Origin of the sequence: Lonepinella koalarum (assembly GCF_004565475.1) — a bacterium.
Taxonomy (GTDB): Bacteria; Pseudomonadota; Gammaproteobacteria; order Enterobacterales; family Pasteurellaceae; genus Lonepinella; species Lonepinella koalarum.
This window is the reverse complement of record NZ_SRHX01000002.1, coordinates 31998-48300: the sequence shown is the minus strand read 5'-3', so window position 1 is coordinate 48300 and position 16303 is coordinate 31998. Positions and strand designations below refer to the sequence as shown.

Annotated in this window: 8 protein-coding genes; all 8 read right to left on the bottom strand. The window is 42.5% G+C overall.

Translation table 11 applies throughout. The annotated features are described in order from the left end of the window. Positions 1-4: 4 nt before the first annotated feature. On the bottom strand, positions 5-10333 hold the full coding sequence (locus E0709_RS12400) for a MuF-C-terminal domain-containing protein (RefSeq protein WP_132301711.1): 10329 nt from the start codon (positions 10331-10333) through the stop codon (positions 5-7). A 435-nt stretch (positions 10334-10768) separates the two neighbouring features. Further along, on the bottom strand, positions 10769-11773 hold the full coding sequence (locus E0709_RS02965) for a hypothetical protein (protein WP_132301713.1): 1005 nt from the start codon (positions 11771-11773) through the stop codon (positions 10769-10771). Positions 11774-11817: 44 nt separating this feature from the next. Then, positions 11818-12612, bottom strand: coding sequence for a lysozyme (locus tag E0709_RS02960; protein WP_132301715.1), 795 nt, complete (start codon positions 12610-12612; stop codon positions 11818-11820). Positions 12613-12674: 62 nt separating this feature from the next. Next, complete coding sequence (locus tag E0709_RS02955; RefSeq protein WP_132301717.1) at positions 12675-13127, bottom strand: hypothetical protein; 453 nt, start codon at positions 13125-13127, stop codon at positions 12675-12677. A 66-nt stretch (positions 13128-13193) separates the two neighbouring features. Beyond that, positions 13194-13526 (bottom strand): hypothetical protein, encoded by a 333-nt coding sequence (locus E0709_RS02950; protein WP_132301719.1) that lies wholly within the window; start codon positions 13524-13526, stop codon positions 13194-13196. A 33-nt stretch (positions 13527-13559) separates the two neighbouring features. After that, the gene (locus E0709_RS02945) at positions 13560-13991 is read right to left on the bottom strand and encodes a hypothetical protein (RefSeq protein ID WP_132301721.1); all 432 of its coding nucleotides are present in this window, start codon (positions 13989-13991) and stop codon (positions 13560-13562) included. Continuing rightward, positions 13988-14518, bottom strand: coding sequence for a hypothetical protein (locus E0709_RS02940; RefSeq protein ID WP_132301723.1), 531 nt, complete (start codon positions 14516-14518; stop codon positions 13988-13990). Before E0709_RS02940 ends, E0709_RS02945 begins: the two co-directional genes overlap by 4 nt. A gap of 56 nt (positions 14519-14574) precedes the next feature. Further along, positions 14575-16215 carry a hypothetical protein gene (locus E0709_RS02935; RefSeq protein ID WP_132301725.1) on the bottom strand — a complete coding sequence of 547 codons (1641 nt, stop codon included), beginning with the start codon at positions 16213-16215 and terminating at the stop codon, positions 14575-14577. Between the last annotated feature and the right edge of the window lie 88 nt (positions 16216-16303).

Genomic DNA, 16303 nt, shown 5'->3' with positions numbered 1-16303 from the left:
GTTTTTACTCTGCCGTATTCAACCCTTGCATTTTTCGCCAGCGGTTTAACATGACGCGTTGATATTCATCTGAATGTTGATGGTAATCTCGCAAGCGTTGCTCGTAGGCTTCTTGGCTGAGTCTTCCTGCTCGCAAGGCTTTTGTTAGTTGGGCTTTTTGGCTGCGGATTTGGGCGGAACGTTTTTTGTCAAGTTCATAGAAAGTGACAATGTCCTTGCGTTCGTCCGTAAGCCAACCATCTAACTTGCCCCGTTCTTTACGAGAGTTGTATTCCCTTGCCACATTTGCCGCTTCGTGAATGCTTTCATAATAACGGCTGGCGTTAGCAAATTGATTTGGCGTGCCAATGAGCTGATTGATAAACGGAATGCGAGTGTCTAAGCCGTGTTTTTCTCGATTCGGATTTTCAATAAACATCGTGCTTAACTCTTTCAGTGAGCCAACAAAACCGCTGTAACCGTCAAACACATTTTTCACCTGTTCAGGGTGCATATCCACGCCAATGGTGTCATGAATCCCCAAGGCTAGATCTTGCCAAAAATCCGCCGTGGTAGATTTAGCTTGTTCCGCTTTGAGCTTGTCTTTGTTGACATATTCCGTGGTGATGCTGTTACCAAAAGCATTACGGTTTAAGGTAATTTGTGCAATGGGTTGTAGTAGCGTTGGGGTAAAGGTTAACGCCGCTTTCTCCAACGGATATTTGCCTGCTGAAATTTCACTTGGGGCAATGGGGGCAATGGATTTTGTACTTTGCACAAACATATTCACCGCTGCTTCGGAAACGGAAATATCCGACACTGCCGCTTTGACCATATTGGTGGCAAAGTTCCACGCCAATTGTGGCATACCAAACCCCACGGGGATTTTTAGTATTTTCTCGCCCGGTAACGGAATCGGAATATAACGGGTAATATCCCCCTGTTTGTCCAGTTCGTTACCCCCTTCGTCATCGTCCCACAAGGCACGCAACATCATATACAACGGCATCATCACCGCCATATACCCTAGGAAACGTTTTTGCCCTTTTGGCGTAGACAAATATTTCATCATGTTACGTCCGCCCATTGCCGTTGGTTGTGCAAAGGCATACAAGGCTTTGAAAAATGGCATCACCGACCCTGTTTTGCGGAAGTTGGTGAGTTCCAAAGTAATCCCTGCCGCTTGTTTTGGGTCAACCCCGTGTTCAATCAAGGCTTGATAAGACGCTAGCGATGACACTGTGTCAAAGATTTTGTTATAGCCTGCAATGACTTCTCCTGCTTGCAACAGTTTCTTGCTCACAACGGAATTTTCTTTTTGCAGTTTTTTCACCAAATCTTTTTCGGTGGTTTCCAAATAGGTGCGGTAAGTGGATAACGCCCCTTGGGCTAACATGTCTTTCAGCAGTTTTTCGCTTGGCTGACTGTCTCGCAATGTTTGATTAAAACCAAAACGCTTGGTGGCTTGCCAAATGCCTTTGCTTGGATTGACCGCATTGTTTAAAAAGGTGCGGGCGATTTTATCCATTTGTTGACTATCAAGCAGATTACCGTTTTTATCAAAGACTTTTTGAATACGGATAAACTCGGATTTCTCCCATACATCACGCATCATGTTGACGGGGGCAAAAGTAATATTCCATTGCGTCACCCCACGGGCAAACCAGCCCAACGGCTTGGAAACTGCACGCATAAAGCTGTTCGATTGCTCCACATTTTCCCGTTGAATGGCTTGAATTACTGCGGGCGGTAAACCGTATTCAAAATACTCCCCGCCTTGTTTGCGAATCAACACATTGTCACTGGAACGGGTCGTTCCCCCTAATCGTTTCTTGCTCAAACCTAAGGTTTTTTCCAATTGCTCACGGGCAGATTTTTCTGCTAAATGATTGATTTGTACCAATTCATCAAGTTTTTCTTGGTAAATGTCATCAATGCGATTTTTAAATTCCGCCCAACCGGAGTAAGTAGTGGTTTTGCCAATGGCTCGCCAAGACGCATCAATGCCGTCTTCTGCTTCCGACATTTTGCGTCCTTTCAATTGACGATCTCGGGAAATATTCACCGCAGTTTGCCCCGCCCCACTAATCCCATCAAAGTCTTCCTGTGCATTCGGATCGCCCGTTAACGGCACATAATGGGGGTTCTTTTTAAACTCCCTATATTGCTCTTCGGTGTAACGCCCTGACGCATGATCTAACACTAAACGATGTTGATTTAGGCGATATAAATGCCGTACGGCTTCTTCCAAATCCACTCTGGAAATATGTTTTTCAATATTGTCCATAATGATTTTGGCGTTAGCATTTGACCAACCGCCTGCCGTGCCAATTTTAAATTCCACATCAGGGTCGATAGATTCCACATCATGTTTACGGCGACGATATGTGCGATTGGCTTTGCGATAGACTTTGTCGGCATCTTCCACTGCTTTAATTAAATCAGGATTGGTCGGATCTTTCGCCCACTCGTTTTGTGCAAGCGATCTTTCCGCTTTCGCTTCCAGCATGGCTTTACGCTCACGGGCTAGAATTTCATTATTCTTCTCAATGGCATAACGAGTCGAAGCCCAATACCCCACCAACCGTTTAATAGTCAGTTCGTCTTTATTGTATTTCTTGCTTAACGCCACCAATTTTGCCATTAATGGTTTCAAGAATTGCTGTTCAATTTCGCTGTTTAATGCGTCCCGTCTGCCTGTGGCCAGATACAAATCATGGCGTAACATTTCAATTTCATGTTCGCTATATCCATGATCTTTCAACCCGTCAATCCAGTCATTCACCGGTCGGAGTTGGTCAGCTACTTTCTCGTCCACCTTGCCAATTAGCGTATTCCAACGTTCTCTTAAGCCTGCGAAGTTACGCCCCCGCACATCATCAAACCACCCCGCTTCCTGTGTCGCTTGCCCCTTTTGTGCAAGGTTAGCGGCGGATTGACGGCGAGAATAGCGAATGTCATTGTTAGCATTATCTGCTTCTTGCTGATTATCTTCTTGCAAAATTTGCAATAAGCGTTTATCATCAATGGCAGAGAAAGGTGAATTGCTTTCGGAATTTGGAGTTGTTATCCCTAGAGTAGAAAGTAGTTCGCCTTTTTCAGACGAGCTATTAGGGTTCTCCGCAGTTGATACGCGAGAGGTAAATTCTAATAGCTCGTCATTAGGCGAGTTATTGTCAATCCGCGAACTTGTTATTCGTGAAGCTATTGCAATTAACTCGCCTTTTTCTATAGGCGTAAGTTTATGGTCATAATATTTCTCACCATTACTATCTGTCGCAATAACGGCTCTTACCGTATAATCTTTCTTCCCGATATTTAACCCTGCCACATAATAATCATACTCTCTAATTTCAGGATTTTTCGCTTTATCTTCATTAGGTAAAGTATCTAAATACACAGCATTCTCAATAATTTGCGGAATAGCAGCAATACTTTGTAAATGTTCAGGATTTTTAAAGTCGTGATGTAATACTTCCAAAATACTACTACGAGTTAAATTAACTTTTCCGCCTGTATCCTTATTTGTATAAACCCCACGCAAAGATTTACCATAATTCAACGCATTGCGTTTATACTGCTTCATATCCGAACTTGCTTCAATCTCTTTGCCTGAAATATGAATACTTTCACTTTCACGCAATTTCTCTAGGGTTTCGGTTTTTGGACGACGTGAAAACAACACATTCCCACCGCTATTTTCATCTAGCTCATTGGTTGCCTGTTTTACCGTTTCCGCACGGCTATTGGTGTCATTAGGATCATACTCATAGATTTTTAACCCTGCTTTTTCCAATACGTTGTAGGCATTTTTTGGCAAGTTTTCTGGCACCACTGCACCGAGAAAATCGCTAAATTGCGTTACGTCTTTGGCTTTGGCCTCGAAATATTCCGTTGGCATCGCTTTTAATTTTGCCAACATATCCGCTACGGCTTGACGATTTTGTGGGGTATTTTCCACTGAAGAATAGACAAAGGCTTGTTCAATACTTTCATCTACCGCATTGTGCAATAAATTATAAATCTCATTGCCAACGCCTAATTGCTCGCCCAATGTTGCTACGTCATTTTCCATTTGTTCAATGGCTTGTTCTGACGTTTCCTTATCTACTAAGCGACTTTTATTCTTTTGAATATCAGGGACAGATTTAAATTGCGGTGTTACTTTCGCACGCAAGCTACCTGTTCCATAATCAAAACTTTCGCCACCACGTAGATTTTGTTTGAGCTTTTTCACCACATTTTCTAATGAGTGTTCAACATAGCGAGTTTCCCCTGTTCTTGGGTTTTCGCCATTTTCCAACTGCTCACGAATATCTAAAGGCGCAACAATATCTTGAACATATTGATTAAACGCATTTTGATAATGATGTTGGGTGATTTGCTCATTTAAAGCCGCCTTTGTTCTGCCATAATCCACATCTGTTGTTGGGTCTAACCCTTTGACTAACCGTTTAATATCGCCATTCAAATAAAAGGCTCTATTTTCTGCTGACATATTAATAATGTCTTGCATTTCAGCGATTTTACGTTCAGTGCTTTTTCTCACAATTGGGCTTGTGGTATTGCCTTGTTTGGCTCGTGCTTCTTCTAGTTTGGCTAATCTTTCTTTAGCAAAATCACGCAGAAAATCATCTGAACGCAACGCATCAATACCACCATTTGACAAGGCTTTTTGTACAGATTGATAATCCGCAAATTCATTGTGAGCTTTCTCTTCGTAAACGATATTTGGCTCAATGCCTTTGCTTTGTAAAAATTCATACTGCACTTCGGCAGAATCAGCCAAGATATTACTTACGCCTTTTTGTTCTAAATTTCCTGTGAAGTTCCAATCAAATCCTTTATCATTCAACAATTTCGCAGTGTCTTCAAAACGTTGATATAACGCACGCTGATCTTTCGCATTGAGTTTATAACTTACTTGCGGATAACGTGGACTGTAAATATCTGAACCAAAGACGTTCGCTTTATTTTCACCTTTCGGATCGATATGGTTACGGTCACCAATTAAAGTGACTTCACCAAAATCAATATTGGATCCTTGTTTGGAAATGGCAAGCGATGCCATTGGCAAACCACCCATTTTATCTGCGTGCATTATATTTTCCGCACTGAGACTGTGCGTCACCATTAAATCACGTTGGTAATTTTCTTTTCGGGGGGCTTTGCGACTAAAGCGAATATCATCATTATCAGGGTTAAATTCACCGTTGTTGTCAGTGGCGGATTTGATTTGGTTAGGATTGAAAACGATAAACACTTCTCCACTTGCTGACTTATCATTAAAAGTGAAACCGTCATATCCATTTCGCTCTAAATTTGAATTGATATAATCCTGATTTTTAGCGTGTAAATCTGTTATATCAAAGAATTTGTTACTCCCATTGCTTTCAGAATAACCAAATTTATCCGCAAAAAAGTTATAGAAATGCTTACTTGTCGCTCTAAAACCAAGTTCCCTTGCATCTAATGGTTTAGTTGATTTAATGAATACCGCTTTAATATCACCAGTTTCACCCGTAACATCATCAAAAGCATAAGTTTTAGCAACGCTTTCAAATGGCGTAAACCAAAAACCTTGATTACCACCATACACTGATTGTCCGTATTTGAAAGTGTAGCCCAAATCTTGTGGTGTACCACGATAAACCACCAACGGCTCACCCGTTCTCGGATTGATTACCTTACTCGCATTTTTAGGATCGTTTTCCCAATCTCCAAACCAACGTTTAAATTCAGGCGTGCGGACTTGTTTCCATTGTTCAAAAGTCAGTTCCGTTTTGCCGTCTGCTTTGGCTTGGTTGTAGTTTTCTTCTGTAAGTTCAGGGTGAACTTTACTAGCAGAGTTCACCCCTGAATCAGATTTATTTTCAGATTGGTATTGACTTAAGTCGGTTTCGGTTTTAATATTCCGCTCAGAAAGGGATTGATTTTGAGATACATATGCGGGCAATTGAAGCCCAAAGGTATCTGCAAAATCAGTCCATTTTGGGGAGCTATTTTCAGATAACGGTGATCGCAATTGAAGCGTAAGGTTATCTAGAAATTTAGCTCCTTTTTCTTTATTCCAATATAATAAATCATTTTCTAATCCACGTTGGATCTGTGAATTATTTCGACCATATACGCTAGCAATATTGATTAACTCAATACCTTGTTGAGTTTGTTTTAAGTGCAATGCAGCTACTACTGGTTTATTAACGCCATTCACATTTTCAGTTAATTCTGTTAATACAACATAACCATTTTCTTGTGTGCTAGATTTCATCACTGCAACAGGATTATTAATTTGTTTTGGTAACTGCTTTAATGTTTCAGGTGTAACATTATGCTTATCTTGCATTACTTTTTTGAAAGTTGAGCCGTGAATAGTTACATCTGTATCAGGTAATCCAATCATCTTAAGCACATCAGGCGTTGTACCAACATTTACATAACCTTGAACATTTTCACCGTTCGCCACTGCGTCAACCGCTTTTGCAAAGTCCGAATTTGGATCTTCACTTAAACTATATCGCACTTCCCCGCTGCCACTTTCCCCTTGCGTATCGCTTCCAATCCCACCTTGGCGGATCCCAGCTAACACGTCAAATACTTCTTGCGTGGTCATTGCCATTGAGTTTGGATCTCGTTTGAGAATGGCGTTGACCACTCGGCGTAACACGTTGGCATATTTCCGCAAATATTGACCGAATCCGTCTTTCCATAATCTGCCGATTTTCACGTTATAACGGCTTTCCAGTTCCGCCCAATTGCCTGTTTCAACCGCCGCATTGATTTCTGCTACGGCTTCTTCGACAGCCACGGTGAACGGCACTTCGCCATATTCCGCCCGTTCTTGTTGAATGGTTTTGGCGATTCTTTCTACCACGGGATGTTTGCCCATTCGGGTCACAATATCTTCAAATCTTGCCCCTAATGTTACATCCACCCCACGATGTGCCAATTCGTGCCACGCTACCCACGCCAACCGTTCTTCACGGCTCATTACGTTGTTAGCAGTGATATTGTCGCTGTAAATGTAGATTTTTTGCGTGGTTGAGTCATACCAACCTTCCACATTGCCATCCAACAAACTCTCCGCCGTTTCCCCTTTCGGCGGTTGAACAGTGTTTCTGTCTACCACTTCAATATGGCTTGCGGTTTTTTCCCCTAAAATCCGTGATAGGGTTTGTTGGTCTTGAGTGGCTTGGGTGTTGACGGATTGTTGGCGTTGTTGTATATTATTTATGCCATCCGCTCCCACTTCAGCACGAGAAGGTGTAGGGCTGTTAGTGCGTAGGTCAGATGAACTCACACCCGTTCCCTGATTCACCGAATGGCTTTCAAATGCGGTTAATAACCACGCATTTTTTCCTTGTTCTTTTACGAGATGAACGACATTTCCATTATGCTCAATTCTAATATTTTCAGATTGTTCTTCTACACGATGTTCTGTAATATCCCCATTATTAATAACACTAGGCAATTCTTGAGTTAGAAAATTTTCCACTTGCTCACGGCTCATATTATCAGCTTGCATACGCTTATTAATAATATGCGAAACCCCCTTTGCTCCCTTGCTTTTGCCATTTGGGCGAATGCGTCCTACTGTTCCCCAAATAAAATCAATCCAGCCAACACCTTGGCGGAACATGGCATTTTCCACATCAGAATGCTGTTGAATCACCATGTTCATTGCTTGTGAGCCACGAGCAATATTTTCTTGGCCAGATTTAATTTCTGAACGTGAAAATAACGTAGTTTCAGGCTCTGCCACCTTAGCTTGTTCTAGCGTTCCCACTTTATCAAACGGGGTGTCGTCAAATAAATTACCTTGGTCAATATTGCCTTGGTTTTGAGCTTGTCTGTAATAGGTATCTAAAATCTCGCCAATGCGTTTTGCACTGCGGTGATTTTCATTAAAGATGGTTAACACACTCTTGGCTTCAGGGGATAACTCGCTGACAAAATCTTGCTGAGCAAGGTATTCATTAATATTTCTGCCTTGGCTTCTAAGCTGATTATAAACTTCAACGGCACGCACAATATCGGCGGAAATATCCACATCACCTAACCGCCCATTTGCCATATTCTGCTTGGCTTGTGCCACGGCGGGACTGACTTTTACTAACGCATTAAGAATGTTTTTCGCCCCTTGGTCGGTGCTTTCTACCGCACGAGTTAACACATCGGTGTCGCCATAAGCGGTGTAAAGCAAGGCATTGCGTAAACGTTGTACGCCCGTTTGGCTTAATTGCCCTTGGCCATCTAATAACGCATTACGCATATTCTCAGACTGATTAGCGATAAACTGGTTGATAAATTGACGATTGGCCACATTGTTAAGCTCGCCATTTTCACCCACATTGAACATACCTAAACTTGGCAAACGTTGTGCGTCCACTTTGGCTTGCTCAAGGTTGCTCATTTGCATTCCGCCTTGTTCATTGGAGCGAATAGCAGTTTGTGCAATATCCACATCATTGCTTAAACGGCGAACCAACACAGGGTTTTTCATATTGGCAAGTTGAGCGGTATCAATGCCAAATTTCCCCGCATTATTGATAAGATACTGGCGGTAACTGTCCCCTTTGCCTTGTTGGTAGGCTTGTTGAATCGCCATAGACCGCCCATTGCCTGCAATAATGGTGTTGCCATTTTGTGCCACTAAAGGCGCACCCATATCCATTGTCGGGCTTTCGCCCAATTTTCTTGGGTCAAGATTGGCTGCCATACGTTGAATTTGCGTTTGGCTCGTCACTCGGTTACGGTCACGGAATTGATTATCCGCTTTATCTTGCGTAGGCGTGAGTACATCGGCTTCCACCACTTCATATTGGAATGGTTGATACTGGTTATCGCCAATATCCACTTCATCGGTTTTTCCCATCAACCCCCATTCTCTAGGTATAATTTGGGCTTGCTCTGCACTTTGTTTTGCTGAAAAATCTGACGGATTTTGCACCGCAGTTTGGCTTTCTGTTGGCGTGGCTTGGTCGGTGACATGGTCGGTGTGTCCCACTTCTGCCAAATAGGCTGCCGCTAATTTGCCGTAGCGGGTGTTTTCCTGTGCCACTTGTTCAATTACGCCGTCTTGAATATCCGCTTTTAATTCATCAAATAAATCATCACGGTCGCTCTCATTTTCAATGTTAGCCAATACCCGTTCAAGGGCTTGTTCATTGAGTGCAACCGCAGAAACAGGCGGATTTTGCACCGCAGTTTGGGCTTGTGTTTGGTCTGTTGGCTGTGCTGGTTGGGTGGCTTGTGGTTCGGCAAGGGAATTAATCAATTCATCATCTTGATTAGTTTCTTGTTTGCCACTGTTCATCATGCGTTGCATACCATAAGCAACGCCACCACCTAAGCCACCACCTAACATACCGCCAAAGGCAGCCGCACCGAGATTGTCGGTGAGCGAATGAGCGTTATCTATGTCACTAATGGCTTTATTGGTGGTCACTTGTTGTGCCATTTCATCGGCAGTCTCAGTGACAAATTCACGTCCAAATCGTCCACCTGCGGAATTTAACGCACTGCCTGCCCGTCCCACTGGCAAGAAACCGCCTAGGCGTTCCAATGCGGCACTGCTTAAGCCGTTCATCAACACTTCGCCACCATGTTCTTTCAAGCTGGTTGCCAATGCCACACGGGCAGATTCAGGGCTGTGACCTTGAAAGAGATATTGCAAATACAACGGGCTTGCGTCTAACGCTTCTTGTGGCATTGCCATAATGTGGTCGTTGATTTCGTTGCGAGTTTCGCCTGCCCCTTGAACACCACCTAAAATCATCGGTGCGGCAGCTGCTAAACTTACCCCGCCTGTTGCTGGAGCAAGGTAAGCTGCCCCAATCCCCACAGCAATTCCAGGTAGCACACTTTCTGCCACATCGCCACCTGTGGTTAACGGATTTTCAAAAAAGTTGGCCAGACTCGCCGTAAAACCCGTCCCACCTAATTGTTTATCCAAGGCAAGACGTTGGGCGTTTTGCTCACGGTTATAGCGGTTTTCTTCGGTTTCGAGATTTTGCCAGTATTGCGTAGCTTCATCGCCCCATTGACGTAATGCCCCTTGCGGGTCAATTAATCCACCTACCGAACTCACCAAACGAGTGGCAGATTTAGGCACAACCAAAGCGGCATCTTTCACATTCCCCCAAAATCCTGCACTAGGTGGTATATCGTTTTGTGGTGCAACCTGCACGGTTGGCGGTGCGTAAAGTGATGCTAGACCAAAGGCGGTATCAGGTTGTGCCGTCATGGCATTAGGAGCGCCATATAAATCGGCAAAGGCTTGTTGCACATTGACGGCGGGCGGATTATTTGGATTTTGAAAAAGACGGATTAATTCATCGGTTGACTGGCTCATAAAAACTTCCTATTTCTTAATTAATAAAACAGTTAAAATCTCAGGTAAATGCCATTTTCAGTCGTTTTCATATCACCACCACCGAATAACACTTATCAATGGTGCAATGCTCAAGGCAAAAATACTTAATGCCGTTAAGATAATCGCCAGACCAATTGATACTCGAATAAAAGGACTTGCATTTGTTTCCATTTCTAACCCCTTTTTTAGCTGTATTTTTAATTTTGTTTTGCTATAATTAGTCATCACTTATTTCTCTGTATGTGAGTTCATTTCTGTTAAGGTACTTTTAATGGGAATGAAAAACCCCGAAAGCGGCTAACTTTCGGGGTTTATTTTTGCTAACAAATTTATCTAGGATAATAAGACGCAAAAGGATAATAAGGATAATTTATCGCGCTATTATTTTTAATTATCTGCTGTAATTGACCTGTTCTATTTTTTTTCTTCATCTTCTCGCTGTCTATCCGCAATGACATGATTCAACGACTGCATCACCTGCTCAGGGGAATGGGTTTGTAAAGCAGTCGCCAGTGTTTGAATGGCTTGCTGTTCATTTAAGCCCAAGGCTTGTTGCCATTGGGTCGCCACATTGCCAAAATTTTCCCCGTAATGTTGCGTAAGTTGAGCGAGATTGCCATATTGTGCCGTTGGCTGTGCTTGTGGCTGTGGCTGTGCTTGAGCCTGAATAGGTGGTTGCGTATAACCTGTAATAATTGGCTCGGCATTTTGGGGTGGATTAAGGTCAGTAAAATAACCATTAAAACGAGAAAAATAACTACCAATATACTCCCCGTCATTGGGGTGTCTTGCATAGAGTGCTTTGGTGTGCTGATTAAATCGTTCAGGGTCAAAGGTGGTTATCTTATTGCCGGTGTTCGGATCGTAACTTTCCACAAAGGAATTTTTATATACGTCCGCCAATTCCGCATCCAAGTTTTTATAATGTGCTGCTTGAGCCTGTTGCTGATTGCCATAAAGCTGAGCGATTAATGCGGGGCTAAATTGTTTAGCAATCTCAGGGTTGAGCAGATACGCATAATCTGGGTTTTGCCCCGCAAGAATGGCTTGTTGTTGCACTTGGTTTAACTGGGCTTGGTCGTTGAGACCACTTAACGCCAGTTGGTTTTGTCGGGTGTTTAAGCCCAACTGGGACAAGCTGTTATCAATAGTGGCTTGTTGAGTGGCGTTACGAGTAGTGGTGTTCCAACCATATTGATTAATCAAATCCTGATTTTGTGCATTTAACGCATTCACTCGCCCGTTTTGCGTAGCGTAATTTTCTGCCAGTTTCCGCATGTTGTCTTCTGCCGTGGTGCGGTTATTTTGCGTAGCGGTGAATTGATTGGCAATATCAAAGGCTTGCTTCCATGCGTTTTGGTCAAATTCGGTAGGCTGGGCGTACATTGCCATGTTTCGTCCAATATCAGCGATTGCCATAATGTTCTCCTGTTGTAATTTAGACGGGTTATTGGGTTTTGTGGTTAGGCTTGATCATAAATACTTTTGACTAAATCCCCGATATAATCAGGCATGCCATTATTGGCTTGTGGGGTCACCCCAAAAGCAGCCGCCAGTTGGCTTTGATATTTCTGCCGATTGCTGGGCGTAGGGTTTTCCACTTCTTGGCTCAAAGGTTCAAGTGTGCCGTTAAGCTGATTGAAGTAATGACTAAAAGGGTTATTTTGTGCCGTTTGATTCCCTTGGGGATTGAATGCGGCGTAGATGTTGTTGTTAAGCGGATTATTTCCCTTTTTTACGGGGGAATCATAAGGATTGTCATATTGTGTAGGTAAAGGAATATTCGGTGCTTGCCCTTCGCCTACGCCTAAAAACATTTCACGCTCACGGTTTCGCCGATTGATTAAGCCTTGATTGTCTTTATCTCCTACTTTCCGCCATGCCATAAATTGCTCGGCGGCACCGTCCATATCCCCCGCATTCAGTTTTTTAACTAGCGTTGAATTAGAGAAAGCAGTTGGTCCAATATTGTAAGCAAGACTGACTAAAGCATCATACTGGTTTTGAGATAACGGTACATTCACATTATTTCTCACCGCATTTTCAAATTCAGGTAAACGAGATTTAAATAATTCTTCTGCTTGTTGTTCGGTGATTTCCATACCTTGCCTAACGGGAATATTCCCCACTTTGCCTGTATGACCGTAACCAATCGTCCATTTTCCTGCATCATCTAAATAGGCTTTTGTTCGCAATGCTTCATAACCTTTTAGGGCATTGATACCTTGCTCACTTATATTCCATTGATTTTCATTCATATTGACTCCATAAAAAAACACCCACAACGTGAATGTTATGGGTGTTTATTTTTCGTTAATGATTAATCCGCTTGCGTGTAAGGCGTAATAGGATAAGTTGAAAATAACCGTTCCAGTTCTTTTTCAAGTAATTGACAATCTTTATCGCCGTGAACAGTGATTTTATTTCGCTCTGTATCATTTATATTTTTTAAATCTAAATAATACTCCACCACATCATCACCATAAAAAATCGTCGTGGCATTTTCTTCACCAAAACTATCTGCTAATAAAGGATAATACAAAGATTGATAATATTTAAATAAACCGTTTTTTTCTGTATCATTCCGCCAGCTTTCTAAAATATTATTGCGTTCATCAAGGGAACTTGCATGCCATAAGTCAGGAAAAAAACAAGCAGTAATATTATTGCCTTTGACCACATAATCGTTGAGCTGTTTCTTGGTAATATCGCCTAGATTTGCCACACTCGGCAAGGCGATAAATAGGCTTAGAAGTAAGGAGAGTTTTTTCATTTTGATTCCAATTTCAGTTAGCAATAAGTACATTTTATGCTAACTCAATTAGAAATCAAATGAATTTCACAAACTCGCCAAAATCGTCTCCACATAGTCATCAAAGGCGTTGTCATGATTGGTTAAATCAATAAAACGGTGAATATATGGCTTGGTGACAAATAGCGGATTATCCAACAATAACACCATCACACAACCTTTAATCTGATTGTCTTCTCGGGCAGTGAACACCTTAATTTGAGTATAAGGGGTTTGTCCCGCCCACACTTGAAAAAAGTGTTGCCAATTTGACCGCAGTTGAGCGGTTTGGTCAAAGTTTTCGCCAATATAACTAAACAACTCACTTAATAACTGTTGTGAACTGGCAATATCACTGATATGTTCGGTTTGGTATTTCATTGTGTTTCCTATGAAAAAACCGCCATGGGGCGGTTAAGAAAATCTCGTGGATAACGGGTTGTTCGGATCTAACATTTTCGGAAAGGGAATATGTTTGGGCGAATACGCCAGTAATAAAATTTCCTGTGCGGTGATTTTTTGATAATGGATCACCGCTGATGATTTCAAGCCTTTTATGTTCCATTCTAAATTATAGGTATAACATTCAGGTTCACTTTCGGCATACTCGCCACTGTGGTAATGCCACGCATTATGTTGTTGATATAGCACTGTTTCAGGGATAATGTTGCCTTGGTTATCTTGCCACGATGTTTTGTTTTTGCCAACAAGGAGATTATCCGCTCTGACAGACGCAATAAAATCCGCTAACATGTCGACTTGAACATCATCAAAATAAGGAAAATCCCGAAATTCTAATGTATTCATCAAGCCGTTTTCAAACTGTTTGGAAAGGTGAACAATCATACGGTTCTCCGTAAACTAAACAATTTTTCACGGATTTCTTCCCTTGTTACACCTTGTTCAAAGGTTAAACCAATATTTTCTTTCCCCATTCTGGATAAAACAACATTATCCATTTCCTGTTTATATTTAGCGTATTCAAATAATTGCGTAAAGGCATTTAGCACTTTCTCAAAACTGGCTAATCTTTCAAGCAATATAGGGTGTTCATCGGTATATTGTCTCGTGGTAAACAGCAACCCTGCTGCTTCTCGCAACATACTCATCATTTCCTGCTTGTTAAATGTTTCAAGCAAACTCGGTTGCTGATAGGCTAACAGATAAAACGCTGACAACGTATGCTCTGCCATAAAAATACGGTTTGCCAATTCGCTCAAGGCTTTTTCTGTAGCAACATCTTCCATCTCATCTGATTGTGCTTTAGCCGAATCTACGACATTTTGCGCAATACTTATTTTACTTTGAGTATATATCGGCTGTGCAGAAATGGCGGCACTAATGGCAATGCTGACTAATGAAAGTAAGTTCATCTTTCTTCTCCTTTCTTCAATTTACCCATTGTGGCATAAAATCAGATGAAGTCAACCTATTCCCCCCCTAACTCTGCCACGCTACTGGCAATATGATATTCCCACACTTCCCCTTGTCCGCTGATTTCTACATCAAAAAACAAGGTGGCATAACCCGCTTTTAAGCGATGCGGTCGAGTGTCGTTGACAATTCTGTCACTTAATACCACAGGCTCTTGCACCATTTCATCTCGGTGGCGTTTGTAGGCAATATGGGTTACTCGGTTTGATTGATATTCTTGCACCAGTTTATAGGCTGTCATTGCCGTGTAACCGGGCAAGGCATTTAACCGCCCACGCCATTTAAAATGCTTCCAACTATTGCCGGCGTTCCATTGATAAATGCCGTCATCAAGGGCGAAAAATAACTGGTCTTGGTCGCTACGATACACCGCTTTCGGGCGAATGGATAAGGTGGTCAAGGCTTCAATTTGCACATCATCATGAATCGAATCAGGCACTTTAAAGCGAATGCCGATTTTATCGGTGAAACCAAAATAATACCCGTCATGCACCACGCCTGACATCTGCCACGGGGCAAGGGCTTGCCATTGGTCTTGAGTGAATAGGGCAGTGGTTATCACTTTGGCTGAATTGCCTGCCAGCATCACTAAACCGTCTTTAGTGGCATAAAAACACGCTCCATTATAAAGGCAAGCGGATTGATAGGATATGATTGGCAACGGCTCTTCTACAATGGAAATTGAACGGCAACCCTGCGATTGACAAGGGCTTTCCATTTCAATCATGGCAGGGTATTCGTCTGTTAAAATATAACCGACTTTCTCGCCACATAAAAAGCGAATCGGTCTTCCGTTGAAATTGCCGTAGCGGTAGGATTCGGGGAACGCATGGGGTTTCAGTGGTTCACTGAGCCATAATTCCGTTCCCACTAACCCGCCTAATTGCCCGTTGCCACAATATTGCAAATCTCGCATATTGTCTGCTGGCGGTGCGTATTCTTCAGTCAAGCATTCTTCGCCGTACACGCTGTGAGCCTGATGAACATAGCTTGTTGTGCCAACATCCACTTCATCGACCAACAAAAAATGAGCGTCATACTCCGCTTTCGGATCGCCATAATCCAAGGGGGTGACCGCACAATATAACCGCACTTTGGCGATAGAATAGGTGGGGAAATCTGCCCCAATCCCACTAATCACTACATTCTGATCGTTGTGAACATAAATAGGTTCACTGGGTAAACTGGGGGCGGATTCAAAACCCAATTCATCAACTAAGGTATAAATATACTGGCGTAACTCTTGATTAAAATCTTGGCTTAACGTGCCTAAAAATTGGGCGTTCGGGGTGGGAATTTCCACGGGAAAACCCAATCTCTGCCAGCGGTCATCACACGCATTTTGTCGCTGTTGAATCACAGGATAATCGCCAACCCCACTTGCCACCAGATAACCGCAATCTGTTTCCATGGGTGAAAAATTGGCGTGGCAATTCTCACTTGCAAGATAACAACATTTATCCACAAAAATCACCTTGCCTGTTTTATCACTGACTTTCTTATCCTTCCGCCATGGTCGCAATGTACCACGGCTTAAGTCCACATCTTCCGCCACTTGTGCCATGGCTTGATGTAAATTATTCGGGCGTTGTCTCGGAGCAATACCACCAAATTGGGTGAGTTTTAGACTAGGCATGTTAGATCCTTTTGAAAATTATCTATAATCATTCTTGATTATGGTTGCGTTTGTGTTATTATAATCTTATACGATTACAGCCTATATT

Bases quoted from the DNA above. Each gene is read 5' to 3' on its own strand.
- E0709_RS02935 (WP_132301725.1), bottom strand. From the start codon at position 16,215: ATGCCTAGTCTAAAACTCACCCAATTTGGTGGTATTGCTCCGAGACAA.
- E0709_RS02965 (WP_132301713.1), bottom strand. From the start codon at position 11,773: ATGGCAATCGCTGATATTGGACGAAACATGGCAATGTACGCCCAGCCT.
- E0709_RS02960 (WP_132301715.1), bottom strand. From the start codon at position 12,612: ATGAATGAAAATCAATGGAATATAAGTGAGCAAGGTATCAATGCCCTA.
- E0709_RS12400 (WP_132301711.1), bottom strand. From the start codon at position 10,333: ATGAGCCAGTCAACCGATGAATTAATCCGTCTTTTTCAAAATCCAAAT.
- E0709_RS02940 (WP_132301723.1), bottom strand. From the start codon at position 14,518: ATGAACTTACTTTCATTAGTCAGCATTGCCATTAGTGCCGCCATTTCT.
- E0709_RS02950 (WP_132301719.1), bottom strand. From the start codon at position 13,526: ATGAAATACCAAACCGAACATATCAGTGATATTGCCAGTTCACAACAG.
- E0709_RS02945 (WP_132301721.1), bottom strand. From the start codon at position 13,991: ATGATTGTTCACCTTTCCAAACAGTTTGAAAACGGCTTGATGAATACA.
- E0709_RS02955 (WP_132301717.1), bottom strand. From the start codon at position 13,127: ATGAAAAAACTCTCCTTACTTCTAAGCCTATTTATCGCCTTGCCGAGT.